25 protein-coding genes are annotated in these 26,468 nt (G+C 74.0%); 14 read left to right on the top strand and 11 right to left on the bottom strand.

Annotation, left to right across the window (positions count from 1 at the left end; translation table 11 throughout):
- Window positions 1-113: 113 nt before the first annotated feature.
- Window positions 114-1,694, bottom strand: coding sequence for a phytoene desaturase family protein (locus tag ACFO3J_RS34165; RefSeq protein ID WP_386438152.1), 1,581 nt, complete (start codon window positions 1,692-1,694; stop codon window positions 114-116).
- 175 nt (window positions 1,695-1,869) lie between these two features.
- On the opposite strand from ACFO3J_RS34165, the gene ACFO3J_RS34170 reads away from it, so the two are divergent.
- From ACFO3J_RS34170 to ACFO3J_RS34180, 3 genes are all read left to right on the top strand, one after another.
- Window positions 1,870-2,751 (top strand): Rieske 2Fe-2S domain-containing protein, encoded by an 882-nt coding sequence (locus ACFO3J_RS34170; protein WP_386438154.1) that lies wholly within the window; start codon window positions 1,870-1,872, stop codon window positions 2,749-2,751.
- Window positions 2,752-2,936: 185 nt separating this feature from the next.
- Window positions 2,937-3,932: a thaumatin family protein gene (locus tag ACFO3J_RS34175; RefSeq protein ID WP_386438157.1), complete on the top strand. Its 996-nt coding sequence runs from the start codon at window positions 2,937-2,939 to the stop codon at window positions 3,930-3,932.
- 298 nt (window positions 3,933-4,230) lie between these two features.
- On the top strand, window positions 4,231-5,628 hold the full coding sequence (locus ACFO3J_RS34180; RefSeq protein WP_386438159.1) for a hypothetical protein: 1,398 nt from the start codon (window positions 4,231-4,233) through the stop codon (window positions 5,626-5,628).
- On the opposite strand, the gene ACFO3J_RS34185 is transcribed toward ACFO3J_RS34180, so the two are convergent.
- Complete coding sequence (locus ACFO3J_RS34185) at window positions 5,625-5,900, bottom strand: hypothetical protein (RefSeq protein WP_386438162.1); 276 nt, start codon at window positions 5,898-5,900, stop codon at window positions 5,625-5,627. The two genes, ACFO3J_RS34180 and ACFO3J_RS34185, sit on opposite strands and share 4 nt — an antisense overlap.
- Before the next feature lie 46 nt (window positions 5,901-5,946).
- On the opposite strand from ACFO3J_RS34185, the gene ACFO3J_RS34190 reads away from it, so the two are divergent.
- From ACFO3J_RS34190 to ACFO3J_RS34200, 3 genes are read left to right on the top strand one after another with little or no spacing between them, the layout of a single operon-like run.
- Window positions 5,947-8,517 carry a YfhO family protein gene (locus ACFO3J_RS34190; RefSeq protein WP_386438165.1) on the top strand — a complete coding sequence of 857 codons (2,571 nt, stop codon included), beginning with the start codon at window positions 5,947-5,949 and terminating at the stop codon, window positions 8,515-8,517.
- Window positions 8,514-9,494: a glycosyltransferase family 2 protein gene (locus ACFO3J_RS34195; RefSeq protein ID WP_386438168.1), complete on the top strand. Its 981-nt coding sequence runs from the start codon at window positions 8,514-8,516 to the stop codon at window positions 9,492-9,494. Before ACFO3J_RS34190 ends, ACFO3J_RS34195 begins: the two co-directional genes overlap by 4 nt.
- On the top strand, window positions 9,494-10,006 hold the full coding sequence (locus tag ACFO3J_RS34200; protein WP_386438170.1) for a GtrA family protein: 513 nt from the start codon (window positions 9,494-9,496) through the stop codon (window positions 10,004-10,006). The genes ACFO3J_RS34195 and ACFO3J_RS34200 overlap by 1 nt, the downstream gene beginning before the upstream one ends.
- Here ACFO3J_RS34200 and ACFO3J_RS34205 read toward each other — a convergent pair.
- The 4 genes from ACFO3J_RS34205 to ACFO3J_RS34220 form a co-directional block, all read right to left on the bottom strand.
- The gene (locus ACFO3J_RS34205) at window positions 9,927-11,207 is read right to left on the bottom strand and encodes an AAA family ATPase (RefSeq protein WP_386438411.1); all 1,281 of its coding nucleotides are present in this window, start codon (window positions 11,205-11,207) and stop codon (window positions 9,927-9,929) included. The two genes, ACFO3J_RS34200 and ACFO3J_RS34205, sit on opposite strands and share 80 nt — an antisense overlap.
- A 116-nt stretch (window positions 11,208-11,323) precedes the next feature.
- Window positions 11,324-12,997: a hypothetical protein gene (locus ACFO3J_RS34210; protein WP_386438173.1), complete on the bottom strand. Its 1,674-nt coding sequence runs from the start codon at window positions 12,995-12,997 to the stop codon at window positions 11,324-11,326.
- Window positions 12,998-13,052: 55 nt separating this feature from the next.
- Window positions 13,053-14,183 carry a hypothetical protein gene (locus ACFO3J_RS34215; protein WP_386438176.1) on the bottom strand — a complete coding sequence of 377 codons (1,131 nt, stop codon included), beginning with the start codon at window positions 14,181-14,183 and terminating at the stop codon, window positions 13,053-13,055.
- 21 nt (window positions 14,184-14,204) lie between these two features.
- Window positions 14,205-15,377: a phosphatase PAP2 family protein gene (locus ACFO3J_RS34220; protein ID WP_386438178.1), complete on the bottom strand. Its 1,173-nt coding sequence runs from the start codon at window positions 15,375-15,377 to the stop codon at window positions 14,205-14,207.
- Window positions 15,378-15,672: 295 nt separating this feature from the next.
- Here ACFO3J_RS34220 and ACFO3J_RS34225 point away from each other — a divergent pair, with 295 nt between their 5' ends.
- From ACFO3J_RS34225 to ACFO3J_RS34240, 4 genes are all read left to right on the top strand, one after another.
- On the top strand, window positions 15,673-16,353 hold the full coding sequence (locus ACFO3J_RS34225) for a TetR/AcrR family transcriptional regulator (RefSeq protein ID WP_386438181.1): 681 nt from the start codon (window positions 15,673-15,675) through the stop codon (window positions 16,351-16,353).
- 167 nt (window positions 16,354-16,520) lie between these two features.
- Window positions 16,521-17,114: a histidine phosphatase family protein gene (locus ACFO3J_RS34230; protein ID WP_386438183.1), complete on the top strand. Its 594-nt coding sequence runs from the start codon at window positions 16,521-16,523 to the stop codon at window positions 17,112-17,114.
- Between the two features lie 205 nt (window positions 17,115-17,319).
- Window positions 17,320-17,808, top strand: a complete 489-nt coding sequence (locus ACFO3J_RS34235) for a hypothetical protein (protein ID WP_386438186.1) — start codon at window positions 17,320-17,322, stop codon at window positions 17,806-17,808.
- Window positions 17,809-17,815: 7 nt separating this feature from the next.
- The gene (locus tag ACFO3J_RS34240; RefSeq protein ID WP_386438189.1) at window positions 17,816-18,667 is read left to right on the top strand and encodes a spermidine synthase; all 852 of its coding nucleotides are present in this window, start codon (window positions 17,816-17,818) and stop codon (window positions 18,665-18,667) included.
- Between the two features lie 18 nt (window positions 18,668-18,685).
- On the opposite strand, the gene ACFO3J_RS34245 is transcribed toward ACFO3J_RS34240, so the two are convergent.
- Window positions 18,686-19,297, bottom strand: coding sequence for a hypothetical protein (locus ACFO3J_RS34245; protein WP_386438192.1), 612 nt, complete (start codon window positions 19,295-19,297; stop codon window positions 18,686-18,688).
- A gap of 22 nt (window positions 19,298-19,319) precedes the next feature.
- A complete protein-coding gene (locus ACFO3J_RS34250; protein WP_386438195.1) occupies window positions 19,320-19,892 on the bottom strand; it encodes a TetR/AcrR family transcriptional regulator in 573 nt (190 codons plus the stop codon).
- Window positions 19,893-20,062: 170 nt separating this feature from the next.
- Between ACFO3J_RS34250 and ACFO3J_RS34255 the strand changes: the two genes are divergently transcribed.
- The 4 genes from ACFO3J_RS34255 (at window position 20,063) to ACFO3J_RS34270 (ending at window position 25,165) form a co-directional block, all read left to right on the top strand.
- Entirely contained in the window at window positions 20,063-20,752 is a 690-nt protein-coding gene (locus tag ACFO3J_RS34255; protein WP_386438198.1) for a response regulator transcription factor, read from the top strand.
- Window positions 20,749-22,098, top strand: coding sequence for a sensor histidine kinase (locus tag ACFO3J_RS34260; RefSeq protein ID WP_386438201.1), 1,350 nt, complete (start codon window positions 20,749-20,751; stop codon window positions 22,096-22,098). Before ACFO3J_RS34255 ends, ACFO3J_RS34260 begins: the two co-directional genes overlap by 4 nt.
- Window positions 22,099-22,902: 804 nt before the next feature.
- Window positions 22,903-24,021 (top strand): right-handed parallel beta-helix repeat-containing protein, encoded by a 1,119-nt coding sequence (locus ACFO3J_RS34265; RefSeq protein ID WP_386438204.1) that lies wholly within the window; start codon window positions 22,903-22,905, stop codon window positions 24,019-24,021.
- Window positions 24,022-24,076: 55 nt separating this feature from the next.
- A complete protein-coding gene (locus tag ACFO3J_RS34270; RefSeq protein ID WP_386438207.1) occupies window positions 24,077-25,165 on the top strand; it encodes a methyltransferase in 1,089 nt (362 codons plus the stop codon).
- A gap of 87 nt (window positions 25,166-25,252) precedes the next feature.
- Here the strand turns inward: ACFO3J_RS34270 and ACFO3J_RS34275 are convergent, their stop codons facing one another.
- Genes ACFO3J_RS34275 through ACFO3J_RS34285 form a run of 3 tightly spaced genes read right to left on the bottom strand, consistent with a single transcriptional unit; the run spans window position 25,253 to window position 26,321 of the window.
- Complete coding sequence (locus ACFO3J_RS34275) at window positions 25,253-25,585, bottom strand: TcmI family type II polyketide cyclase (RefSeq protein WP_386438210.1); 333 nt, start codon at window positions 25,583-25,585, stop codon at window positions 25,253-25,255.
- Window positions 25,586-25,589: 4 nt separating this feature from the next.
- Window positions 25,590-26,060: an SRPBCC family protein gene (locus ACFO3J_RS34280; RefSeq protein WP_386438213.1), complete on the bottom strand. Its 471-nt coding sequence runs from the start codon at window positions 26,058-26,060 to the stop codon at window positions 25,590-25,592.
- Between the two features lie 3 nt (window positions 26,061-26,063).
- Complete coding sequence (locus tag ACFO3J_RS34285) at window positions 26,064-26,321, bottom strand: acyl carrier protein (protein ID WP_386438216.1); 258 nt, start codon at window positions 26,319-26,321, stop codon at window positions 26,064-26,066.
- Window positions 26,322-26,468 lie beyond the last annotated feature (147 nt).

The following is a 26,468-nucleotide window of genomic DNA, read 5'->3' on the forward strand; positions in this document are numbered from 1 at the left end:
ACGGGGTGGCATTCGGGTCCGTTTCGGGAGCGTTTGGGCGCCGGCGGGATCAGCCGTTCGCGCCGCATGCCGGCACGCCGCCGTGCCGCCGTGCCGTCCTTCGGAAGCGGCGCTCAGCCGATCAGGGACCTCGCCACCGCGCGGCCGGACACGCCGTTGACGCCTGCCCCCGGCCAGGTCGACGCGCCGATCAGCCAGACGCCGGGGACGGCGGCGCGGTAGCCGCCCGCGTGGGCCGGGATGGGGCGCTGGAGGAAGGCCTGGGTGAGGGAGTTCTCGCCGGAGGCGTGGTCGCCCGGGCCCGCGTTGGGGCTGAGGCGGGCGAGGTCGGCGGGGGTGGTGATGTGGCGTTCCAGCACCAGACCGGTGAGGCCGGGGGCGTGCGGTTCGGCCTCGGACAGCACCCGGTCGGCGAACGCCTCGCCGGTGGCGGCGTCCCATCCCCCTGCGCCGTAGCGCGTCCCGGCGGCGTCACCGGTCGGGCGCAGCGGCACATCGAGGACCTGGAGACGGACGACCGCCCGGCCCTCCGGAGCGCGGCTGGGGTCGACCGCGGTCGGCTCGTGCCAGGCGATGGACGGGTACTGGGGCAGCAGCCCGGCTTCGGCCTGCCGCACGGAGGTCACCAGCGCGGTGAGACCCCGCCCGAGGTTGATGCCGCCGCCCGCGTCGAGGCGGCTGTCGCGGAAGCGCGGGCGGGCGGACGGCGCGAGATTGAGCTGGAAGCAGCCGCGCCGGTAGCGGAAGCCGCGGGCCTGGGTGCGTACGGCGGCGGGGACGCCGGGGGCGTCGCGCAGCAGCCGGCCGTAGAGCTGATCCGGTCCGGCCGACACGACGACGGCCTCATCGGCCGTGACCGTGCGGCCGTCGGCCGTACGGACACCCGCCGCGCGCCCGTCCCGTACGACGATCTCCTCGACGTCGGCGCCGCAGAAGACCGCGCCGCCGCGTTCGGCCACCAGGGCGACCAGCGCGTCGGCGAGCCGGCCGCTTCCGCCGACCGGAGCCGGATTGCCCGCCGCGAGTGTGGCCAGCACCAGCACGGTCCACAAGGCGCCCGCCGGGTCTTCCGGCCCGGCGCCGAGATGCAGCGGCCAGGGGGCGGCCAGGCACCGCAGCTCCTCCGTCCGGAAGCAGCCGGTCACCAGGTCCCGGGCGCTGCCGCTGAGCAGTCGGCCGAATGGCAGGGCGCTGCCGCGGCTGTCGCGGATCAGGGAGGCGAGCTTCGCCTGCGCCCCGGCGGTGTCCAGACCGGCGCCCAGCAGACCGAAGACGGGCTCCAGATAGGGGGCGACCGCGGCGAACAGGTCGTTCCAGCCGGCCGATTCACCCAGCCGGGCGAGTTCCCCGGCGAAGGTCTGGGGGTCCACCGCCGCCACGGCGGTGCGGCCGTCCGGAAGCGAGGACCCGGTGGCCACCGGCGCGATGACGTACTCCAGACCGTGCCGGCTCAGCTGCGGCCCCAGCTCGGACCAGACCGGACCGCCCACGAACAGCGGATGCAGGGCCGACCAGGGGTCGTGCAGGAATCCGGGCGCGCCCAGCTCGGCCGTCCGGACCCAGCCGCCGGGCTGGTCCATCCGGTCGAGCAGGCACACACTGCGCCCGGCCTCCAGCAGATAGGCGGCGGCGACCAGGGCGTTGTGGCCCGCCCCCACGAAGACGACATCGGCTCGCCCGGGGAAGTCCGTCATACGGCCGAGCCTAGGAGCCCCCTTCGGCCGCGACCGCTGTCGCGAGGGCTCGCCGATCCCCAAGCACCCGATTGGGTCTGTCAGCCCCGGGCGCGCGGAGGTACGGATCACTGGGCTGCTGTCCGCGACGCGCGGTACGGCCCTACGGCCCACGGCCCGGAGAAATGAGCGAGTCATGACCTTTGCGCACACGCTGACGCAACGCATCGAGCACGAACGGCTCCTCGACTCGGTGGCCGTACCGCTGGCCGCCCTGGTGCACAAGGTGGTCGGCGCGCGCCGCGTCCGCAATCTGCTCAGTGGCACCGCGCTGGGCCACCCCGCCCACCCCGCGCTCACCCACCTCCCGATCGGCACCTGGAGCGCGGCGGCCGTCCTCGACACCGTGGGCGGGCGCCGCGCCGCGCCGTACGCCGACCTGTTCGTCGCGCTGGGGGTGCTGACGGCCGTCCCCACCGCCCTGACCGGGCTCAACGACTGGTCGGACACCGGCGGCGAGCCCGCCCCGCGACGTATCGGCGTCGTGCACGCGGCGGCCAACAGCACCGCGCTCGCGCTCTACACCTGCTCGCTCGTCGCCCGCTGCAAGGGCAAGCCGTACAAGGGCCGGATGCTCGGCTACGCCGGGTTCGGCGCGCTGATGGCCGGCGCCTACCTCGGCGGGCACCTCGCCTTCGCCAACGCGGTGAACGTCAATCAGACCGCCTTCGAGGACCGCCCGCTGGGCTGGACCCCGGTGCTGGCCGACGCCGAACTGGCCGAGGGCGCGTCCCGCAAGGCGGCGGCCGGTGAGACGGCGGTGCTGCTGCACCGGCGCGCCGGGCAGGTGTACGCGGTCTCCGCCACCTGTACGCACATGGGCGGTCCGCTGGAGGAGGGCCATGTGAAGGACGGCTGCGTGACGTGCCCCTGGCACGGCAGCACCTTCGACCTCACCGACGGCCAGGTCGTCCGGGGACCGGCCACCGCTCCGGAGCCCGCCTACGAGACGCGGGTCCGCGAGGGCCTGATCGAGGTGCGCGCCGCCGACTCGGGCCGGGGGCCGGTGCTGGCATAACCGGTGTGCGGCCCCGTAATTTGTGTTATCGGCAGGTCGGGGCCACCGTCTCCTGTGTGCGGGGTGGACGCACGTCGATACGTGCGGTCGGTACGTACACAGGATCGGGAAGGCACGTGATGGCACGCAGGCGGCACCGGGCGAGGTCGACCCGAGGATGGCTGGCGGTTGTCGGGGCGGCCGCGATGACGGCCCTGATCATCTACTGGCTGGCCGCTCCGTCCGGCTCGACGCTCACCGGGGCGAGCGACCGGCCGGCCACCGCGACGGCGGCGCCCTCCAGCTCCGGCCCGACGCCGACCACGAGGCCGACTTCCGCCCGGCCGACCCCCTCCGCCAAGGGCTCACCGCTCGCCGCGGCGGGCAAGACGGGGGCCGGGATCAGCAAGCCGAAGGCGTCGGCCCCGGCTTCGGCGTCGGCTCCGGGGAAGCCCAGGGCCGGGGCGGCGTCCACGACGCCCGCGACCAAGGCGGGCGGCGGATCCGGCGGCCCGGCCGCCCCCGCGCCGACCGGCTCGGACCGCTCGATCACCCTGGTCAACACCAGCCAGCAGGTCATCTGGGCCGTCGTCACCAACTCGCCCGCCTACCCCGGCGGCCGAAAGCTCCAGCCCGGACAGAGCACCTCGCTGACCGTCGGCAACACCTGGGGCGGCCGGATCTGGGGCCGCACCGGCTGTGACACCGACGCCAGCGGCAGCTGCCTGACCGGCGACTGCACCACCCACTGCGGCGGCCCCACCACCCCGACCACGCTCGGCGAATTCACCTTCGACGCCTTCGACGACCTGGACTTCTACGACGTCAGCATGGTCGACGGCTCCAACCTCCCGATGTACATCAACATCTCCCACAGCGTCACCGACGACCCGATCAGCTCCTCCGGCTGCTACAAGGGCACCTGCACCAGCCCGGTCGACTGCCCCACCGCCATGCAGGCCAAGAACGGCTCCCACGTGATCGGCTGCAAGCCCCCCTGCGCGGCCTTCGGCGGCGACACCTACTGCTGCCGCGGCGCCTGGGCGGGCCGCGCCAACTGCGTCCCCGCCAAATGGCCGGTCGACTACACGCAGGTCTTCAAGAAGGCCGAGCCGTACGCGTACTCCTACGCCTTCGACGACGCGGCGACCATGACGTGCAAGGGCCAGTGCTACTACCGGATCACCTTCGGCACCACATAGGCCCGGTCCGGGCGGTCCTCCGGGGCCCGCGACGAGTGGGCACCCCCCGGACCCAGGCCCGGGGCACCCCCAGCGGTGACTGAGGGGAAGGGAGCACCGCGCGCCGCGGGCTGATCCTCGAAGGGCGCCTGGACAGGGCTCTGCTCTCGCGGGCCCCGGGGGATTCTTGGGGATTTCGCCCCGGCGCCGCCCCGGAGTTGTCACCATGAAGGCGTCCGGGGCAGGGCGCGCGTCGCGGTGGGGACCGCGGGTACGCCGGAGGGGCGGCAGCGGGGCCCCGGCGGGCTGGGGGGCCGTGGTGATCGTCGTACGTGTCGTCGCCGATGTCGCGAGGACGCTCGTCCGTCAGCAGATCCAGCATCTGCTGCTGACCTTGACGCTGGTGGTCTGCGCCTGGGCGGCGGAGCAGGCGGCCGACGCCTCCGGCCGGCCACGGGGCTACAAGGTCTTCGTCCTGCTGGCGCTGCTCTGCTACGCCTCGCTGTGGCTGGCGGTGGAGGCGTGGCAGCGGCGGCCGGCCCGCGGAAAGGGCCCGGCGGCCCGGGCCGCCCGCGCGGTCGCCCCCGACGCCAGTGACATCAGCAAGGGCGTGGCCAAGGATCTGGCCAACATCCTGACCGGCTCCCGGCTCCAGGTCGCCTGCCAGACTGTCGTCGTCCTCGCGCTGTACCGGCTGCTGTCGATCGCCCTGGACGGGCCGGTGTCGCCCGGGACGCGGACCACGGTGCGGCTGCTCGTCGCGGTGCTGGCCTGCCTGATGACGGTGGGGGCCTCGCTGATGGTCCGGGGCGTCCGCGACGACGACCCGGACGCCTTCTCGGCGGGTCTGCTGGCGGTGGCCCTGCCGATACTGGCGGTGACGGCGGTCGCCCTGGCGGCACTGGTCCGCTGGGCCACCGGGGCGTCGGGCCCCTCCGTCCCCTCCGTCCCCGAACTGCTGCCCGTCCGTGCGTACGCGCTGACCGCGCTGGTCCTGGCGGCGGCGCTCCTGATCACCGGCCTCCTCCGGCTGCCGGCCGGCGCACGGGCCCGCGCGGCGGGAGTGGGCGCGGCCTGCGCGGTGCCGGGGCTGGTCGCCTTCGGTGTGTACCGGGTCATCGACGCAGGCTTCATCGGCGCGACGCTGCGCGCCCTCGGCGCCCACCCCTGGCTCACCGTGGCCGCCGCACTGGCCGTGACCGGCGTGGTCTCCCTGGCCCTCGCGGCGAACGCCGGCTCCGACCTCCCCGGTCCCGTCGCGACCGCCGCCGGCCTCGCCCTCGCGGCGGAGATCGCCGCCCGGCTGCTCGTGCTGGCCTACGTGTTGGCGACCACCAACATGTGGACGGTCTGGGCGGCTGTCGCGGCCGCCCTCCTGCTGGCCGGCCTGCTCGCCGGCCTCCTCGCCGAGACCCTCGAACGCCCCGACATCGACTGGAACCCCCGCCTGTTCTTCTCCCTCGGCCTGCTCGCGGCCGGCACCGAACTGGCCGCCGCCCTGGCCCCCTTGCTCTTCGCGGCGGCCCTCGGCCACTACTGGATCACCTGGGCCCTGCTGGGCGCCGCCCTCACCGCGGGCGGCGCCGTCGTCCTCTACCGCCACCAGCAGGACCCCTACCCGTACCCGGAAACGCCCTGGGCGGGCCTCGGCCTCCTCGGCACGGGCGCGGCGGGACTCCTCGCGGAGGGCATCGCCAAACTCCTCTCGACCGGTTAGCCCCCGCCCGGCCCGATCGGAGCAGGCGCCCGCGCCGCGGCCCGGCGGCCGTCGGACGGCGCGTCCGGCGGGAGCCGGCGGACGACGCCGCGCGGCGGCGGCGCCGCACCCCCTTCGTACAACCGGGTGAGCACGGTCAGCACGGTGGGGTAAGCCCGCTTGCCGCCGAGTGCCTCGCGGACCTGTGCTGGAGTCATCGGCTGATCGCCGGCGGCCGCTACGGCCCGTATCTCGTCCTCCAGGCCGCCGTGGGACCGGCGCCGCGGGGTCATCGGGCTCGTCTCCGCCGTCGTCACTACGAGGGAGCGAGGGAACCCGGTGCTGACCTCCGGCGGAACCGCCACATCTGCTGAAGAGGTCCCGGTCCGCGTCTACGGGCTGCGCCCCGAGGCGCAAGGCACGGCGGCGGTGTTCTCGGCCCTGGTCGCCATGGGTGCCTACTGCCTGGCGACGGCGGCCCGGGGGACGTACCCCTTCGGACCGCGGTCGCGGGCCGTCAACGACCTCGGCAACCAGTTCGTGCCGCTGCACGAGCACCTGTGGGACCTGATGCACGGCCAGGCCACCGGCGATCTGTTCTTCAACTGGAGCAGCGGCTACGGCGTCCCCTTCCTCGCCGACTTCTTCACCTATCTGATGAACCCCTTCTCCTGGCTGGTCGGGCTCTTCCCGAGGGCCGCCGTCCAGGTGCCGGTCTTCCTGGTGACCCTGCTGAGCATCGGCCTGGCCACCGCCCTGATGACCGTCTTCCTCGGCCGGCTGCACCCCGGCTCGCCCTGGCTGCGCGCGCTGCTGGCGGTCGGCTACGGCGTCAGCGCCTGGACGGTGTCCGACGGGTTCTCCGACCCCATGTGGATGTGGGGCCTGGTCTCGCTGCCGGTGCTCGGCATCGTCTTCGACTGGTGTCTGGGCCGGCGCCACTGGGTGGCCGGCACGCTCCTGGTCACCGTGTGCTGGGCGGGCAACTTCTACACCGCCGCGATGGCCACCATCGCGATGGGCCTGGTCCTGCTGGTACGGCTGGCGCTGGACGAGCGCCCGCCGCGCGAGCGGGGGCGCGTCCTGCTGCGGGCCGCGCTGATGACCGCGACCGGCGTCACGCTGGCCGCGCCGGTGCTGGCCGTGACGTACAGGGCGAGCAAGGCGTCGCAGCCCGCGCCCCCCATCACCTATCACGGCCGCCCGCCCGTCCGGGACTACCTGGTCCATCTGCTGCCCGGCGGCCCCATCGCCGGGGCGCCGAGGATCTCGGTCGGCCTGCTGCCGCTGCTGCTCGTGCTCACCTTCCCCTTCATGCGGCGGGTGCCGGTCAAGGAGCGGGCCCTGTGGCTGTCGCTGCTGCTGGTCGTCGCGGTGTCGTACGTCTGGAAGCCGACCATCCTGCTGTGGCACGGTCTGACGATCCCGAACGGCAGCCCCTACCGCGCCGCGATCGCGATGACCGCGCTGCTGGTGTCGGTGGCCTGGCTGGCGCTGGCCCACCGGCCGAACCCGCGCGAACTGCTGGCCGGCGGCGGTCTGCTGGCGGCGCTGCTGCTCCTGGTCATCGGCAGCGCGTATCTCTCGGCCGGCGACCGGACGCTGATCCTGGCGGACAGCGCGCTGGTGCTCGGGCTGCTGCTGCTCTACCGGCGCCGGGACGACCGGCGGACGCGGGCCGCCGTCTACGGCGCGCTGGCCGGCTCGGTCTTCCTCGCCACCGCCTACAACGTCTTCGCCGTCACCGCGACGCGCGACAACACCGCCTGGTGGCAGCCGAAACGGACCATCGACGCCCAGTCGCTGGCCGCGCACACCGCCGTGCGCCGGCGGGACGACTGGCCCGCCACCCGTACCGACCCCGGTCCGCACGGCTTCGCCGACAACGACCCGCTGCTGCTGGGCGGCCAGGGCGGCTCGTACTACAGCAGCTATGTGCCCGCGAAGACCGCTCGGGCGCTGCAAGGCCTCGGCGCCGGCTGGTACATGCAGGGCCGTCACACACTCAGCTTCGACGATCCGGTGGGCCGCGCGATCATGGGTGTGAGCAGCTACATCGGCCCGTCGATCCGGGACCCGGCCGGATTCGTCGAGCACCGTTCGGCCGCGCCGCCGGTGGTCACCCTCCGGCGCGGCGCGGCCTTCGACGGCCCCGCCCGCGACAGCTCGGTCTTCGCCCGGCAGGAACGGGTGCTCGGCGCCGAGGTCTACACCGTGCCCGCCGTCGTCCACGCCGCGGGCCCCGCGCCCACCCACGCCCCGGACGGCGGCTGGCGGGTGCCGGGCACCGCTCCGGGCGCCGCGCCCACCACCTTCACCGCCTCCTGCCCGCCGGGCGATCTCGGCTACCTCTACACACCGTGGTTCGCCGGCGCCATCTCCGCGAACGGCGCCACCTACCAGCGCGGCGGCGTGTTCCGAAAAACCGACAACGGCATCCTGCCGGTCGGACGCGTACCGGCCGGCGGCGCGATCACCCTGGCGCTGTCCGGCCCCAGGACCCAGGACATCCCGCGCTTCCCGGTCGGCTGCCTCAGCAAGGCCGCGCTCAGCCGGGCCGTCGCCGGGCTGAAGGCGACCGCTCCGGACAAGGTGACAGCCGGCGGGCACACGATCGGCGCGACCTTCCGCCGGGTCACCACCGGCACCGCCGTACTCGCGGTGCCCGCCGTCAACGGCTGGAGGTGCTCGGTGGACGGCCGGGCCGCCGAGGCCCCCGGCACGCTGGGCGGCCTGATGGCCGTGGGCCTCGGTGACGGCGGGTCGCGCGTCGCCTGCTCCTTCCGCACGCCGGGACTCCGGGCCGGGCTGCTGGCCGGCGGCGCGGCCCTGGCCGTCCTGCTGGCTGTCGCCGTCGGCGGCCTCGTCCGCGCCCGCCAGACCCGCGCCGCCACCCGGGACCTCCGATGACGAAACTCTCGGTCGTCGTCCCCTGCTACAACGAGGAAGCGGTCATCGACCGGTTCGACACCACCACGCGCGGCGTGCTCGGCGATCTGCCGATCGAGTACGAGATCTGCTACGTGGACGACGGCAGCACCGACGGCACCCTGGCCCGGCTCCGGCTGCTCGCCGAACAGCACCCCGGCGCCACCCGCTATGTCTCCTTCAGCCGCAACTTCGGCAAGGAGGCCGGCATGCTCGCCGGGCTGCGCGAAGCCACCGGCGAAGCGGTCATCATCATGGACGCCGACCTCCAGCACCCGCCGGAACTCATCGCGCGGATGCTCGAACTCTACGAACTCGGCCACGACCAGGTCATCGCCCGGCGCGGCCGCGAGGGCGACCGGCCGCTGCGCACCGCGCTGAGCCGCGCCTACTACGGCGCCGTCAACCGCTGGGTGGATGTCGAACTCGCCGACGGCGTGGGCGACTTCAGGCTGCTGTCCCGGCCCGTGGTGGACGCCCTGCTGTCGCTGCCCGAGTACAACCGCTTCTCCAAGGGTCTGTTCTCCTGGATCGGCTTCGACACCGTCACCTTCGACTACCGCAACGCCGCCCGCGAAGCCGGCGAGACCAAGTGGCGCTTCGGCTCGCTGCTGAACTACGGCATGGACGGCCTGGTCTCCTTCAACAGCCGCCCGCTGCGCATCGCGATCTGGCTCGGCATCACCCTGGCCGCGCTCGCCGCCCTCTACGCGGTGTGGATCACGGTGGACGCCATGTCCAACGGCGTCACCCTGCCCGGCTACGTCACCCTGGTCGCCATCGTCGTCGGACTCGGCGGTGTGCAGATGGTGATGCTCGGTCTGATCGGCGAGTACATCGGCCGTATCTACTACGAGACCAAACGCCGCCCGCACTTCCTGGTCAAGGAGAGATGCGGCCTCCCCGGCCCCCCGGAAGACCCCCGGGAGCCCACCCTCCGCGAGGGTAAGGTGGTCTGATGCCGGATCGCCGCAAGCGCGAACTCCTCGCCCAGATCCTCCGGTTCGGCCTCGTCGGCGGCGTCAACACCCTCACCTTCTACGGCATCTACCGGCTGCTGCTCCCCTGGATGCCCTACTTCGCCGCCTACACCCTGGCCTTCCTGCTGAGCATGGTCGGCTCGTTCTTCATGAACACTTACTTCACCTACCGCACCCGCCCGACCTGGCGGAAGTTCGCCCTCTTCCCGCTGACCAACATCACCAACTACGCCGTCCAGAGCGCCGGCTTGTTCGCCCTGGTCCACTGGCTCCGCCTGAGCGAGGAGACCGCCCCGCTGGCGGCGGCGGTGGTCGCCATCCCCTTCACCTATCTCCTCTCCCGGCGCATCCTGGTGCCGGCGGGGGTGGGCGCGGCTGCGGGCCCGGGCGGCGGGGGGGCCGACGGGGCGGCTACGGGCGCCAGGGTGTCCGGTGTTCTGCCAGGTGGGCCAGGACCGCGTGATTCGCCTCCCAGCCGTCGGGGAACTTGACGGTGACGCCGAGCTGGACGGGCTCCGAGGACGGGTGTTCGTCGAGGAGGTCGGCGACTCCCGCGCGGCACACCACGATGCAGGCGTGGCGGTGCCGGGAGGTGAGGACGCAGAGACGGCCGGTCTCCAAGTGGAAGGCGGTCGCGTCCGGGCGTCCGGACAGCGGGTGGAGGATCACGGTCACGTCGAACTCACGGCCCTGGAGGCGGTTCGCGGTGTCCACGGTGACGCCGGCCACGCCCAGCGCGGCCAACGCACCCCGGACGGCGGCGGCCTGGTCCCGGTGGGCGGTGCCGACCGCGATCCGGTCGGGGGTCAGCGGCGCGGGGTCGGGGTCGGGGGCGCTGTAGGTGAGGCCGCCGCGGTCCAGCAGCCGGCGGACGACCGCGGCGACCGCGCGGACCGCCTCCGGGTCGGTGCGGGGGGTGTGGCGGGCCGGGAGCTCCAGCAGGCCCCAGCCGGAGGCCGCCGCCTCGTCCAGCACCCGGTCGGGGCCGCCGCCGTCGCCCTTGACGCCGAAGGCCAGCCGGCGCTCGCCGGGGCCGGTGCCGCTGCGGAAGGGGGTGTACGGGTAGAACGCCCGCGACACCAGCGGCGCGGCGGTGGCCGGCAGCCGCCAGGAGACGGGGAGGCGGTGCTGCGGCAGGCCCGGATTGTGGGCGAGCAGCGTGACGACGGCGCTGGCCGACGGGTCGTAGCTCAGCCCGGCCCACTGGTCGGCGGCCACCACGCTGAAAGGGTCCAGCTGGCCCGGGTCGCCGACGAAGAGGGCCCGGTCGAACAGCCCGGCCACCTGGAGCAGCGCGTCGGACCGCATCTGATATGCCTCGTCCACGATGGCGTACCGCCACGGCTCGGTGTCCTTGACGTACGCCCACTTGGCGGCGGTCGCGATCACCACCGCGCAGGCCCGCAGATCCGCCACCGAGGCGGACTTGGCGAAGGCCGGATGCCGGTCCAGCGCCGGGTCGGGCGGCGAGTCGGCGCCGTGCAGCCGGCCGATCGGCAGCTCGGGGTCGGCGGTGGCGAGGCGGTCGGCGAGGTCGTCCACCTGGGCGTTGGTCTGCGCGACGATCATCAACGACTCGCCGGCGGCCGCGAGTTCGCGGGCGGCGCGCACCACCAGGGTGGATTTGCCGGCGCCGGGCGGTGAGTCGACGACCACGCCGCGCGCGCTGCCGTGCAGGGTGCTGTCCAGGATCGAGGCGGTCGCCGCGGCGGCTTCGGCGGCGGGATCGAAGGGGCGGGGCCCGGCGCTCGGGGAAGCGCCGGCTGACCTCGGGGCGGCGGCGGGGGCCGGGCCGTCCGTTACGGGGCTCACAGATAGTCCTCGGCGGTGACGGGGTCGGGGGCGTCGGCGGGGCGGGGGACGGCCGGGGCGGAGGCGGGCGCGGGTGTGCTCGGAGCGCCGGGGCCACCGGAATCGGCCGGGCCGCCGGGCGCGCCCTGCTGGGGAGGCGCCGTGAGGTCGCCCGGCGCCCTGGCCGCCCCCGGCGGACCCCCGTGGGTCCAGGGCGTCGCCTCCGGGTCCGGCAGGGCCGGGCCGCTCCGGGCGTCGTGCTCGAAGAACGTGAAGCAGACCCGGTCGCCCGGCTCCGGCACCGAGCCCTCCTTCGGCGTACGGCCGCTGCCCATCCCGCCGGTGAGGCGCACGGTGACCAGCCATTCGGGAAAGGGACCGCCCTCGACGCCCTCCACGGCGACCAGCTCCGAGCCCTGCGCCGACTTCGCCTCCGGCACCGCCCGGTAGGCCTTCGCGCCCGGCTCGGCCTGCGGCACATCGCCGGTGGCGACCGTCACCAGCGGCCTCGGCATCGGGCGCCGCCCCTCCGAGTACGCCATCTCGACCGCGACGACCTCCCCGGCGAACGCCTCGCCGGCCAGCCGCCGCGCCGCCATCGCCAGCGGATCGTCCAGCGCCTCCTGGGCGGACAGCCTGGCCTGCGCGGTCTCCCGCCCGGCGAGCTTCTGCGCGGCGGTGATCGCGTCGTCCCGCTTGGGCTGCGGCGGCTCCCCGGCGCGGATCCGGTCCCGGTGGCCGGTGAAGGACCAGCGGTCCCGCTTCCAGCGCTCCGCCACATGCGCCGCCTCGGGCAGCTCCCGCAGCAGGTCGAGACCGCGCCAGACGTCGTCCCAGGTGGGCCGCAGCTGGGAGCCGACCAGCCGGCGCACCTCCGCTTCCGCCTTCGCCACCGCGCCGCCGCCTTCCGCGCGGGCCTCGTCGTAGCGCGCCATGGCCGGCGCCAGCACCCGGTTGTCGAACACCGGGTCCGTCGCCGGGCCGGCCGGCGGGCTCAGCAGCAGTCCGTCCGGGCCGCGCCCGGTCTGCGCCCGCGCCGCCGCCGACCCGCCGTCCAGACCCGGCGCCGGGTCGATCCAGCCCAGCAGCGCGCCCAGGTGCTGGTCCTCCATCGCGCTCTGCCCGGTCGCCCAGTGCCGGGTGAGCAGGTCCGTCATCGCGACCAGCAGCGCGCTGCCCGGGGTCCGGGCGCGCTCCGCGTAGTGGGTGAGCCAGCGGCCCAGCAGCGGGACCGGCACCGGCACCGGGTGCGGCGCCTCCGGGTCCTCCACAGTCCGCAGGAAGCGGGTGGAGCGGCCCACCAGCCGGACGAACTCCAGCGCGGCGCTGTTGGGCACGACGAGCTGGAGCGCGTCCGCGCACACCTCGGTCTCCTCGCGGTTGCGGGTGGCGGGCTCGACCTCCACCGCGTCGCCGTACGCGTCCAGCAGCGGCAGCAGCACTCCGGCCAGCCCGGCGAAGAAGCCGAACCGCAACTCCCGGTCCAGCGGCTGCGGTACGACCAGCAGGGTCGGCGCCTCCCGCTCCGTGCCGATCAGCGCGCCCAGCGGTGCCCCCGACTCACCGGCGGTGGTCAGCGGTACGAACACCACCGGCCGGTCGGCCAGATACCGGTGCCGTACGGTCGCGGCGGCCACCGCCCGGCCGCCCGCGACGGCCTCGGCCCGGGCCAGTGTCCCCATCACCGACATCCGGCACCTCCCCGGGCCCCGCCGGGCGACCCCGCGTCCGTAACGCCCTGCCGCCTCACGCGCCCGCCCCCTGCTTGGCCGCCTCGGCCAGCGCCTCCTCGCGCAGCGCCGCCGCCCGCCGCAGCGCGGAGACCGCCGGGTCGTCCGGGTCCCCGGCCAGGCCGCCCGCCGCGGCCAGTACGGACTCGACCGTCGTCAACTCGCCCAGCTCGGCGCGCAGTCCGCGCCCCAGAGCGTCCACACAGCCCTCGGCGCGGGAGCGGTCCCGGCAGTGGAAGGCCAGCTCGCAGGTGGACAGGCATTCAGGGGCGTACGCGGCCGGCACCGACTCCACCGCCGCGAAGAGCTCGGCGGCCGGGCGGGTCACCGAGCGGCCGTCGGGGGTGTAGGCCAGGTCGAAGGTGGTGCCCTCCGGGAGCGCGGCGGCGATCTCCTCGATCCGGGTGAGCCGGGTCAACTGCCGCCGGGTGACCGCCAGTTGCTTACGGACATCGACCCACTCGGCGGTGGGCAGGTTGGAGAAGTCCTTGGGGCACACCAGCAGGACGTCGGAGCGGGCACGGCCCGCCGCCACGGCGTCGAGCGCCAGCACATAGACCGCCGACTGCCGCGCCGCGGCGCCCACTTTCATGGCGTCGGCGCCGCCGTCCAGGATCGGGAAGGACTTGATCTCGACCACGGTCCAGCGGCCGTCGGGCGCTATCGCCACCGCGTCCGGCTCCAGATAGGCGGTGGAGCCCGCCACATCCAGGGTGAGCAGCGGATGGTCGAGCAGCGTCCAGACGCCGGGCGCCGCCTCGGCCAGCGCCTGCCGGGTGCGGGCGACCCGCCCTTCGGGGCCGGGCGCGCCGAGGTCGGGCACCTCGGCCGTGACGCCTTCGGCGGTGTCGCCGTCCACGCCGAGCAGCCGCAGCAGCTCGACGCAGCCGTCCCGCTTGACCCGGGCCTCGAAGGCATGGCCGCGGGAGAAGGCGAAGCGCGACTGGCCGAACCGGGCCGGGGCGCCCAGTGTCTCGGCGACGGCGCCCTTGTCGACCCCGGCGGCGTCCAGCAGGGCGCGGCGGCGGCAGCCGGGATTGGCGGCGAGCGCGGCGAGCGCCCGCGCGTCGAGCGGGCGGGGCGCGGTGCCGGGACCGCGCAGCGCGGCCAGCCGCTCGCGCAGGGAGTGGTGGTGCGTAGTGCTCACCCGCGAAAGTGTCGCACCCGCCTACGACATTCGGCTGCGGCCCGCGTGTTCCCCGCCGGTGAACCGGGTCGGCTCGCTCCGGTCGTCCGCCCGGGACAGGTCGGAGGGGCCGGAGAGATCGGAGAGGTCGGAGATCTCGGACGCGCCGGACACCCCGGACACCCCGGACACCCCGGACACGTCCGGGACGCCGGAGAGATCCCGCCCGGCGGGGAAGGAGACCTGCCGCGGCACCCCGCCGCCCGCTGAGCCGGTGTCAGCCGCCGGCGCCACCTCGGTGGCCGCCGGTCCGCCCTCCCCTTCGGTCGGGGCGGCCTCGACGGGGACGACCTCGCCCGGAGCGACCTCCACCGGGGCGGCCGCGTCCGAGGAGGCCACGACCGTCCGGCTCCCCGTCTGCGAGCGCGGCGGCAGCCCGACGGACAGCCGCACCCGGTCGATCACCAGGTCGGTCAGCCGCAGCGCCGGCCGGGAGAGCAGGAAGCCGAGCGTCATGGTGGCCACGCCGGCCAGCGCGTCCATCAGGTAGTGGTTGCCGGTGCCCATCACGACCAGTGCCGTGACCAGCGGATAGCACAGCCCGAGCACGCGCACCACGCGGTGGCGGGCGTGCCGCCACAGCAGGATCCCGCACCACAGCGACCAGCCGACATGCAGGCTCGGCATCGCCGCGTACTGGTTGGTGAGGTGGCCCAGCCCGCGCGGCGCGCTGGCGTCGGTGCCCCACCAGCCCCAGGAGCCGTACTGCGACATCGAGTCGATGAAGTGCGCGCCGGGCAGCAGCCGGGGCGGCGCGGTGGGTACGGTGGCGAAGCCCACCAGGCCGATCAGCGTGGACATCAGCAGCCAGGTGCGGGCGACCCGGTAGTGGGTGGGCCGGCGCAGCCACAGCCAGACCAGTATCGACGGCGTGATCACGTAATGCAGCGAGGCGTACGCGAAGTCGGCCGGCACCCCGAGGAAGGCGTGCTCGGTGAACAGCCGGTTGAAGAACCGCTCGGGGTCGAGGTGCGTCAGCCGCTCGAAGTGCAGGATGTCCGCGCCGTGCTGGAGCGCGTCGTCGACATCGCCGCGCACCATCAGCCGCGCCGCGGAGTAGAGGACGTATATCACGGCGACCAGCGGCAGCTCGGTCCACCAGCGCAGCTTGCCCCGGTACGCGGCGGCCCGCGGCGCAGTGGCGGTCATCGTCATGCGGACGTCTCTCCAGGTTCTCCGAACGAAGGCCGCAGGCGGCGGTCGTGGGCGTGTGGCGTACCCTCTACCGTACGACGTACGTTTGACCGTACCGCCACCGGCCCGGATTTTCCGGACCCGGCCGGGATTTGTACGGTGTTCAACCTTCCGTGGCAGGGTATGCAGGCACAAGGACGCCCGCGCCGCCGAGCCGGGTTGCCTGCCATGAGGTCGGGGACTCCCATGAGTTCCACTGGTTCCACTTCGTGAGTTCCGATGGATCATTCGCAGGACGAGAAAACAAGAGAATCCGATGTCCGTCAGTCAGCCGGTCCGTCCGCCGCGGCGGCGCGCACCGCGTAACTCGCTCAATCCCGATCGTATCCTCGACGCCGCCGTCCTCCTGCTCGACCGGGACGGCCCCGAGGCGTTCACCATGCGCGCGCTCGCCGAGCAGCTCGGTGTCGGCACCATGGCCGTCTACTCCTATTTCAAGGGGAAGGACGAGATCAACGACGCCGTGGCGCAGCGTCTCCTCGACACGATAGAACTACCGCCCGGCGGTTCGGCCGATCCCGGCAGCGAACTGCGCGAAGTGTGCCGCGGGGTCTACCGACTGTTCACCGAGCACCCTTCCGCGCTTCAGCTGCTGACACTGCGCGCGGTACGCGGCGACGACGCGATCATCGTCATCGACCGGATGCTGGGGCTGCTGCGCCGGACCGGACTGGCCCCGGACGAGGCGGCCCGGGCGCACATCGTGCTGATGCAGTACACCGTCGGCTCCGCGCTGTGGCGCATCCGGCGCGAGCGGGCGCTGTGCGAGGAGGGCGCGCGGGAGCGGCTGCGCGCCAAGCTGGACGCGCTGCCCGCCGGGCGCTATCCGGCGCTGGCCGCGCTGGCGCCCGAGCTGATGTGCGCGCAGGGCGAGGGGACGGCGCTGTACGAGGCGGGGCTGGACGCGATGCTGCGGGGGCTGCTGCCGGTGCGGTAGACGCGGCGGGTGGGGCGTGGGTCATGATGGATCCTTTCCCGCACCGATCCCGTCCCGCACGCTCCTGTCCCGCACCGATTCTTTCCCGCACCGCTCCACCGCTCCACCGCTGTCCGCTCGTTGTCCGCTGCTTGTCCGCCCCCCCTGACGTACGAAGGGCCTTCTGCATGGCTCCGCGCATCCTCCTGGTCCGCCACGGGCAGACGGAGTGGTCGCTGTCCGGACGGCACACCGGCCGTACCGACATCCCGCTGACCGAGGAGGGGCGCCGCACCGCGCTGGTCCTGCGCCGGCGCTTCGCGTCCGCCCCCTGGAACGGTCTGCCCGGCGTCGAGGTCCGCACCAGCCCGCTGCTGCGCGCCGCCGAGACCGCCGACCTGGCCGGCTTCGAATCCCGCGTCAAGGAATGGGACGCGCTGCTGGAGTGGGACTACGGCGACTACGAGGGCCTGACCCCGGCCCAACTCCAGGAACTGCGGCCCGGCTTCAACATCTGGCGGGACGGCGCGGCCGGCGGCGAGCCGCTCGCCTCGGTCGCCGCCCGCGCCGACGAGGTGGTCTCCTGGGCCCGCGACGGCAGCGAGGACGTGCTGGTCTTCGCCCACGGCCATTTCCTGCGCGTGCTGGGCGCCCGCTGGCTCGGCCTCGACCCCGCCTTCGCCGCCTCGCTGCGGCTGGACCCGGCCTCGCTGTCGATCCTGGGCTGGGCCTACGGCGAGCCGGCCCTGGAGCGGTGGAACGACACCGGGCACCTGGGGTGAGCGGCTGACTCCGCCGGGTGGCCGGGGGTTCACGGGCCCGTCCACGGCGACTCCGGGGGCCGTTCGCCATTCGCCAGGGCAATTCGCCAGCAAACGCCACCCCTTGAGGCGTGAAAGAGGCGTAGCCGTTGACGCTCCGGGGCCGTTGTATGGAGTGGGGGCGCCCGGTAACAGGAGGGGCGCCGTAGGTGAGGAGGGGTTCGCCGTGGTGGACACGCAGAAAGTCCCGCACAGCCAGGAACCGGATACCGGGGTCTCCCCGCACTGCGATCTGGTGACGGTGCCGGCCCGGCAGGGGCTGGAGGCGGTGGACCTGCTCCGCTTCAGCCCGGGCGGCGTGGGCCCGGTCCTGCACGACCGTACGGGCGACAGCCTCGCCTTTCTCGTACCGTCCGGCACCGCCGACGCCTGGGACGTCCCGGGCAGCTCCTGCGTGTGCCGTACGGAGGAGGGCGAGGCGCCGGGCGCCGGCTGGCTCGTACCGCCGCACACCGACACCGAGGTGACCGATCCGGCGGTGCTGGAGGCGGCGCTCGGCGAGGCGGCCCGGATGCTGCGGCTGGTCGACAGCTGTCAGCGGTCGGGGGCGGACGGCGCCACCGCTGACCCGGCTGACCCGGCTGTCACGGCTGGCGGTGCCAGCGAGGGCGGTACGGACGGCGCGGGCGCCGGCGCGGGTCCGGTGGACCGATAATCGGAGGATGGCCCGAACGCGTCGCGCTCCCGAAACCCGTACCGCCCCCGTGGACGGCGGTCTGGCCGAACTGCGGGCCGACCCGGACCGCGAGCGGGCGTGGACCCTGCTGGTGGACAGCGCGCCGCAGTCGCATGTGGACCTGGCCGATCCGGCGTATCTCGGTTTCTCGTACCAGCGCAGGCTGGGACACGTGGTGGATCTCGTCGCGCCGGCCGGACGGCCCCTCCAGGTCGTCCACCTGGGTGGCGGCGCGCTGACCCTGGCCCGCTACACCGCCCACACCCGGCCGCGCTCCACCCAGACCGTGATCGAGCTGGACACCGCCCTGACCGAACTCGTCCGGCGCGAACTCCCCTGGGACCGCGGCTGGCGGATCAAGGTCCGCGGCGGCGACGCGCGGGACGGCCTGGCGAAGCTGCCCGACGCCTCGGCGGATCTGGTGATAGCCGACGCCTTCGCGGGCGCCCGCACCCCGGCCCATCTCGCCACGCTGGAATTCCTCCACGAGGTCCGCCGCGTGTTGCGGCCGGACGGCCACTACGCCGTCAACCTCACCGACGGCGGCCCGCTCACCTTCGCCCGCGGCCAGAGCGCCACCGTCCGCGCGGCCTTCCCCGAGGCGGTGCTCGCCGCCGAGCCCGCCGTCCTGCGCGGCAAGCGCTTCGGCAACCTGATGCTGTGGGCCGCCGCCCAGCCGCTGCCGCTCGCCGCCTTCGGCCGCCTGCTGGCCACCGACCCCCACCAGTCCCGCATCACCCACGGCCCGGACCTGGCCGCCTTCACGGCCGGCGCCCCCGCGGTGACCGACGCGACCGCCACCGCGTCGCCGGAGCCGCCGGACCACGCCTTCGACTAGCGCCCTGTCTTCCGGCCGCTAGTTGTCGTAGGACTCGACCGAGGGCGGGTGGCCGTTCCAGGTGCAGAACAGGGATGAGGAGGCGGCGCTGTCGGCCGAGGTGAAGGTGACGCGGAGCCAGCCCGGCTGGGTCCAGACCTGCATCTTCCAGCCGGCGGCGGGGGTGGCCGTGACGAGCGAGGCATCGGTGCTGGTGAGGTCGAGCACCACCCGGCCGCCCCGGACCGTGTAGCCGCGGATGTCCCCGCTGGAAGCGCCGGGGGGAGTTCCGGTGGAAGTGCTCGTGGAAGTCCCGGTGGAGCCGGTGGCGGTCGTGGCGGCCGTGGGGGAAGGCACCGGGTGCGGGGTGCCCGGCGGCGTCTTCGGGGGCAGGGCCGCGGCGCCGGTGGTCGTCGGGGGCCTGGGCGCGGGAGCGGTCCGGTGCGGGCGAGGGGTGGGTGAGGGCATCGGAGGCCGCGAGGTCGCCGGCACCAGGATCCCGGACGGTGTGCTGATCGGCAGCGCGCGCGGCAGGTCGTAAGCGGTGCTCCGGAGGACCGAGTGCACCCCGAACCAGGACAAGGCGACCGCCGCCGCGGTCGTCAGCGTCCAAGCGCCGGCGTGGAGGAGCCCTCTGTACACCCGGGTCATCCTGCCACCGCCGGCGGCGTCCTCAGCCGGCCGGGGCGTACGGGCGCAGGCCGTCGACGACCAGGTCGAGCAGGCGCCCGGCGCGGGCCTCGCCCTCCGGGCCGGGGCCGACGCGCCACAGGAAGCCCAGCATCAGCAGGACGTCGTCCGGATCGGCGCCCGGGGCGATGCTGCCGTCCGCCTCGCAGGCGCGCAGCAGCGCGGTGATCGCCCCGATGACCGAGCCGTAGATCTCGCTCGCCAGGCCCTCGTCGGTCAGCGCGTGCAGGACGTCGGACAGGCCGTGCTTGATCTGCCCGTAGTACGCCAGCCGGTCGAACCACAGCCGCAGCGCCTCCAGCGGGGGGTGCCCGGCCAGCAGTTCGGGGGCGTGAGCCGCCAACTCGTCCACCTCGTGGCGGTAGACGGCGAGGATCAGCGTCTCGCGGGTGGGAAAGTGCCGGTAGAGCGTCCCGGGGCCCACCCCCGCCTTCTTGGCGATGGAGTTCAGCGAGGCGTCGCCGGAGACCGAGAAGGCGTCCCGGGCGACCTCGATGATACGGGCGCGGTTCTGCCGCGCGTCCGCGCGTACCGGCTCGCTCCGCTGCTCGGTCATGCCCTCTGTCCGCCCTCCGGTCGGGGACCGCCCGCTCGCCGGGGCCGGCGCCGCCGCGGTCGAAAGGAGTCCGGAGACATCTCCGCCCATACCGAGCATAGTCCCGGCTCCCGCTCCGCCGCCCCCCACCGCCGGGGGCGCCGTCCGGGGGACGCGCTAGGTTGCGGCCCATGGCAAGTGTGCTCGTCGTGGAGGACGACCAGTTCGTACGGTCGGCGCTCATCCGGCATCTGACGGAGGCGTCGCACACCGTGCGGAGTGTGGGGACCGCGCTGGAGGCGCTGCGGGAAGTCGCCCAGGTGGGCTTCGACGTGGTGATCCTGGACCTCGGGCTGCCCGACCTGGACGGCTCGGAGGCGCTGAAGATGCTGCGCGGGCTGAGCGACGTACCGGTGATCGTGGCGACCGCGCGGGACGACGAGACCGAGGTCGTCCGGCTGCTGAACGCGGGCGCGGACGACTACCTGGTGAAGCCGTTCTCGGTGGAGCACCTGTCGGCCCGGCTGGCGGCGGTGCTGCGGCGGGCGCACGGGCGGGGCGGGGCCGCCGGCGCGGAGGCGCTGATCCGGGTCGGCGGTCTGGAGATCGACGTACGGCGGCGGCTGGCGGCGCTCGACGGGGTCGGACTCGACCTGACACGGCGGGAGTTCGACCTGCTGACGTTCCTGGCCGCGCGGCCCGGCGAGGTGGTGGCGCGGCGCGAACTGCTCGCCGAGGTGTGGCAGCAGTCCTACGGCGACGACCAGACCATCGACGTCCATCTGTCCTGGCTGCGGCGGAAGCTGGGGGAGACGGCGGCCAGGCCCCGCTATCTGCACACCTTGCGCGGAGTGGGCGTGAAGCTGGAGCCGCCGGCATGAGATGGGCGCTGATCCGGGTCTGCCTCGCGGTCACCACGATGGTGGTGATCGCCTTCGCGGTCCCGCTGGGCCTGGTGGTCAAGGAACTGGCCCGCGACCGGGCGCTGACCAACGCGGAACGGCAGGCCGCGGCGGTGGCGCCGGCGCTGGCGATCACCACCGACCGGGCGCAGCTGGTCCGCGCGCTGGCCGCCACACAGGCGCGGATCGCGCTGTGGATACCGGCCACCGATTCCTCGCCGGCGGTGGACCTCGGCACGCACCGGGTCTCCGCGGACGCCCTGCGCGGGGCGTCCGCGAACGGCGAGGCGGCGACCGTCCGGGTCGCGGGCGGGCTGGCCCTGCTGCGCCCCAACGCGGTCAGTTCGGGCACCATCGCCGTGGTCGAGGTCTTCGTGCCGGACGGCGATCTCACCCGGGGGGTGACCACGGCGTGGCTGGTGCTGGCCGGAGTGGGGCTCGGCCTGATCATCACGTCGGTGGCCATCGCGGACCGCCTCGGCAGCTGGATGATCCGGCCCGCGGTACGGCTGGCGGGCGCCGCCCACCAACTGGGCGAGGGCGACCTCGGGGTACGGGTGCCGGAGGCGGGGCCGGTCGAACTGCGGGCGGCCGCCGCCGCGTTCAACGCGATGGCCGACCAGGTCGTACGACTCCTCGAATCCGAGCGGGAGTTGGCGGCGGACTTGAGCCACCGGCTGCGTACCCCGCTCACCGTGCTGCGGCTGAACACCGCGTCCCTCGGCGACGGGCCGGCCGCCGACCAGACCCGGGCGGCCGTCGCCCAACTGGAGGGCGAGGTCGACCGGATCATCCGCGCGGCCCGCGAGCACCGCACCCCCGCGTCGGTGCCGGTGGGCTGCGACGCGGCCGAGGTCATCCGGGAACGGATGGCGTTCTGGTCGGCGCTCGCGGAGGACGAGGCCCGCGAGGTGCGAACGGCCGGCGCGGACCGGCCGGTACGGGTGCCGGTCGCTCGCGCGGAGCTCACGGCGGCGCTGGACGCGATGCTGGGCAATGTGTTCCGGCACACGCCGGAGGGGACGGCTTTCGCGGTGGACGTGCACAGTACGGACGAGGCGGTGATCGTGCTGGTCTCCGACGCGGGGCCGGGGGTGGCCGACCCCGTCGCGGCGGTGCGGCGCGGCCACGGGGACGGGGGGCAGGGGTCCACGGGGCTCGGCCTCGACATCGTTCGGCGGGTCGCCGAATCCACCGGGGGTGATGTGGCCATCGGCCGCAGTGTGCTGGGCGGCGCCGAAATCCGCGTCTGGCTGGCACGGTCGGCGCGCCCCTGGCCCCCACCCGCCCCGGGCCACCGCCGGGGCCCCCTGAAGCGGGGCTGACCCTTCCGGGGGGGCAGGTCCCCCTCCCGGGTGCGCCGGGGTGCCGCCGTGTCTGGGGTTGGCTGCCCCCTCCCGGGTGCGTCGGGGTGACGTCCGGCGTGGGGGCACCTTTCCCTTGCCCGGGTGCGCCGGGGCGGCGCCGTGTTTGGGGCGTGCTGCCTCCTCCCGGGTGCGCCGGGCCGACCGCCTACCGTGTGCGGCTCTCGCCGCGGGAGTGTCCCGCCATCGCCGGGTGCGGGCCGGTTGTGCCCACCCTCCCCCAGGGCTTCGCCTGGGGGTGCCCCCATTCGCTCCGCTCGCCCAGCGGGACGATTGCCCACAACCTTTCTGCCCCTTTGGCGCAGCCGCCCACAAACCTGGATGTACGGGTCACCGGCCGCCCGCCCCGCCGGGCGGCCGGTGATGGCTGGTGGGACAAACGTTGTGGGCAGACGTTCCGCATGGCGAGCGAAGCGAATGGGGGTCCCCCCAGGCGAAGCCCTGGGGGAGGGTGGGCACAACCGGCCCGCAGCTTGCGGTCGGCGGGGGAGGAAGCGGGGTTCGTTGGGCGGGGGTGGGCCCGCAGGTCCGGTTTGCGGTCAGCGGTTGGGGTGGGCCCGCACCTCGCGGTCGGCGGAGATGGAAGCGCGGCTGGTTCGGCCGGGGTGGGCCCGCGGCCCCCGTGGCGGCGGGGGGAGGGGGCGGACCCGGGCGGGGGAACAGGAGTGGCGGGGGGCGCCGCAGGCTCATAGCTTCGGCTTGGCGGGCCACCCCCCTCGCGCCCCGCCCCACGCACCTCACCACCGGGAAAGCGGGTTGAACTCCATGACCGTAAGACGTTGGCTGGCGGTAGCAGCAACCGCCGGCCTGGGCCTGCTGGCCGCCCAACCCGCGTACTCCGCGCAGGTTCCCGCGCCAGCTCCGGCGTCGGCTCCCGCGTCGGCGCCGGCGTCCGCACCGCAGGACCAACAACCCCGCGTCGTCGCCGCAGGCCAAAGCATTCAGCAGGCCGTCGACACCGCCCACCCGGGTGACACCATCCTCGTCCAGGCCGGCACCTACCGCGAGAACATCACGATCACCGTCCCCGGTCTCACCCTGCGCGGCGAGTCCGCCGACAAGGTGATCCTGAGCCCGCCGGCCGTCAAGACCGCCGCCACCCCCGGCTGCGCCGACACCGGCATCTGCGTGACCGGGACCGAGGGCCACCGCCTCACCGATGTCCGGATCGCCTCCCTCACCGTCACCGGCTTCGCCAGGAACGGCATCGCGGCCAGCGAGACCGACGGCCTGACCGTGGCGGGCGTCCGCGCCGACGGCGACGGCCAGTACGGCATCCAGCAGCAGAAGTCGGTGCGCGCCCGGATCATCGGCAATGTCGCCCGCGACAACAGCGAGGCCGGTGTCTTCCTGGCCAACACCGTCGACGAGGAGGGCGGCGCCCTCGACCTCCAGGGCGCGGTCGTCGCCGGGAACGTCCTGTCCGGCAACAAGACCGGGCTCGTCCTGCGCCGGATCCGCGACATCGCCGTCAACGGCAACACGGTGACCGACAACTGCGCCGGGATCTTCGTCGTGGGTGACGAAGGGGTCCCGCGGGCCGGCCACTTGACCGTGCGCGGCAACGCGGTGACCGCCAACACCCGCTACTGCGCGGCCAACGCGCGCCTGCCGTTCGTGCAGGGCGCCGGCATCGTGCTGACCGGTGTGGAGAGCACGGTCGTCGAGCGGAACACCGTCACCGGCAACACCGGCACGTCGCCGATGTCCGGTGGTGTGGTGTTCTTCCACAGCTTCGTGAACGTGCCCAACACCGACAACACCGTGCAGGACAACGTCCTGCTGGACAACGGCCCCGCCGACCTCACCGGTTGGGACGCCGGCACCGGCAACAGCGTCACGGGCAACACCTGCCAGGTGTCCGAGCCGACCGGCCGCTGCTGACCACCCCCCCTGCCATCCCTGCCCCCTGTCCGCACCCCAGGAGAAAGGCGGCCCGATGACGACCGCGCCTCCCGCCAAGCCCAGGAACGACACCGCGACCACACCCTCCACCCCGGCGGAGGGCGCCCCGCCCTCCGTGCAGGCCGCCATGCGGCTGCGGGAGATCGTCTTCGGCGCCGCCCCGGCGGCCGCCGTCCGCGCCGCCGCCACCCTCGGCGTCGCCGACGCGCTGGACGACGACCCCGCGCAGGCCGAGGACCTGGCCCGCCGGCTCGACATCGAGCCCAAGCCGCTGCGACGGCTGCTGCGGACGCTGGCCAGCCACGGAGTGTTCGCCGAGACCGACGACGGCCGCTTCGAGCACACCGAGATGTCGCGGTTGCTGCGCCAGGACGCGCCCGGCAGCCTCCACCACATCACCTTGTGGTGCACCGAACCGTGGACCTGGCAGGTCTGGCCGCGGCTGGCCGAGGCGGTCAGGACCGGGTCCGGGGTCTTCCCCGAGGTGTTCGGCAAGAACTTCTTCGAGTATCTGCACAGCGAAGGCGGCGAGTCCGCCCGGGTGTTCGACCGGGCGATGACCTCCTCCAGCCGCCAAGCGGCCAAGGACCTGGCCGAGTTCGTCGACCTCACCGGCGTGCGCAGCGTGGTGGACATCGGCGGCGGCCAGGGCATGGTGCTGGCCGGCCTGCTGGAGCGCGACCCGGCGCTGCACGGCACGCTGCTCGACCTGCCGGCGGTGGTGGCCAACGCCGACTCCCGTCTGCGCAAGGGCGGTTCACTGGCCGACCGGGTCCGGCTGATCCCGGGCGACTGCCGGGAGGCGATCCCGGTCGAGGCCGACCTCTACATCATCAAGAACATCCTGGAGTGGGACGACGCCAGCACCCGCGCCACCCTGCGCAATGTGATGGCCGCCGCCGCGCCGGGCGCCCGGGTGCTGGTCATCGAGAACCTGGTGGACGACAGCCCGTCGATGCGCTTCACCACCGCCATGGACCTGCTGCTGCTGCTCAACGTCGGTGGCGCCAAGCACTCCAAGCAGAGCATGAGCGCGCTGATGACGGAAGCCGGGCTGACGATCGACGACATCCGCCCGGTGAACAGCTATCTGCACGCCTTCCAGGCGGTCGTCCCCGGGTAGGGACCGCCGCGGCGCACACAGCGATCCGCCCGTACCCCGGGTCAAGGGGTACGGGCGGATCGCTGTGTGCGCGGCGCCGGTGAGCGGCTATCGGACCGGCGTCCGCTGCCAGCGGTAGAACTCGCGGGCCATCGCGTCCTTCGGCTCGCGCCACGTCTTCGGGTCGTACGCCTCGATGTACGCCGTGAGCGTGTCGCTGATGGTGCGGAACTCCGGGTGGTCCTTCATCTTGGCCACCTCGGGACCCGGCTCCCGCTCGGCCTCGACCAGGTGCAGGTAGAGGTCGCCGTACTGGAACAGGCTGCGGCCGGTCACCCCGATCAGGCCCGGCAGTTCGCCCTTGTCGGAGGCGGCGAAGGTGTCGGCGATGTCCTGCGCGGAGCCCGGCTTCATACGGGCGACGATGAGGGTGCGGTGCATGGGATCACACCCCGCCCGCTGCCACGGTCGCCGCGTGGCGTTCCACCTGCTCGCGGATGCGCTCCATCTGGATGACGGAGTTGCGGTTGATGTGCGCGGTCATGCCCGCGTCGTCCACCGGGGCGGTGGGCTTCATGGCGAAGTCCTGGAGCCAGCGCATCGACGTCCCCTCGGGCACCTCCTCGTACTCCCAGCGGATGTTCATGTGCGCGAACGGGCCGGTCTCGACCCGGCGGGCCTCCACGGTCCACGAGTCGCGGTCCATCTCGCGCTCGGAGACCCAGCTCCAGACGGTGCCGTTCTCGTCGGGGTGCATGGTGAGCCGGAAGGTCACCGTGTCGCCGTGGCGTTCGAGGATCTCCACGGCGGCGTACTCGCTGAACAGCTGCGGCCAGCTCTCCAGGTCGTTGGTGAGCTCCCAGGTCAGCTCCCGGGGGGCGGCGATCACGATGCGGTTGTCGGTGCGACCGGTCATGGTTCAGACTCCTGCCGTGAGCTGGGCGTTGACGTTTTCCAGGAAGGCGCGCGGCGTCTTGCAGGTCTCCGCCTCCTCGCCGATGGGGCGCTCGTAGCGCTTCTCCAGCTCGGCGACGATGCCGAGCAGGCCGAGGGAGTCCAGTTCGAACTCCTCGAAGGTCGCCTCGGGGCGGGTCGCCATCTCCTTCGGGTCCACCGAGACTCCGGCGCGGCCCTTCATCAGCGCGGCGAGTTCCTCGTACGTGACGGGTGCGTTCATCGGATGCTGCCTCTCTTCTTCATCAGGGAGCTTCGGGCGGGGCGGCTCAGGGGTCCCTGGGCCCTGGGCCACCGGCAGGAAGGCTTCGGAGGGACCGGCGCCCGCCGGGGACGGGGCGGGCGCCGGGGTTCAGGGGGTGGTCCACGG

It is taken from the genome of Streptomyces polygonati (assembly GCF_042650325.1).
Lineage (GTDB): Bacteria > Actinomycetota > Actinomycetes > Streptomycetales > Streptomycetaceae > Actinacidiphila > Actinacidiphila polygonati.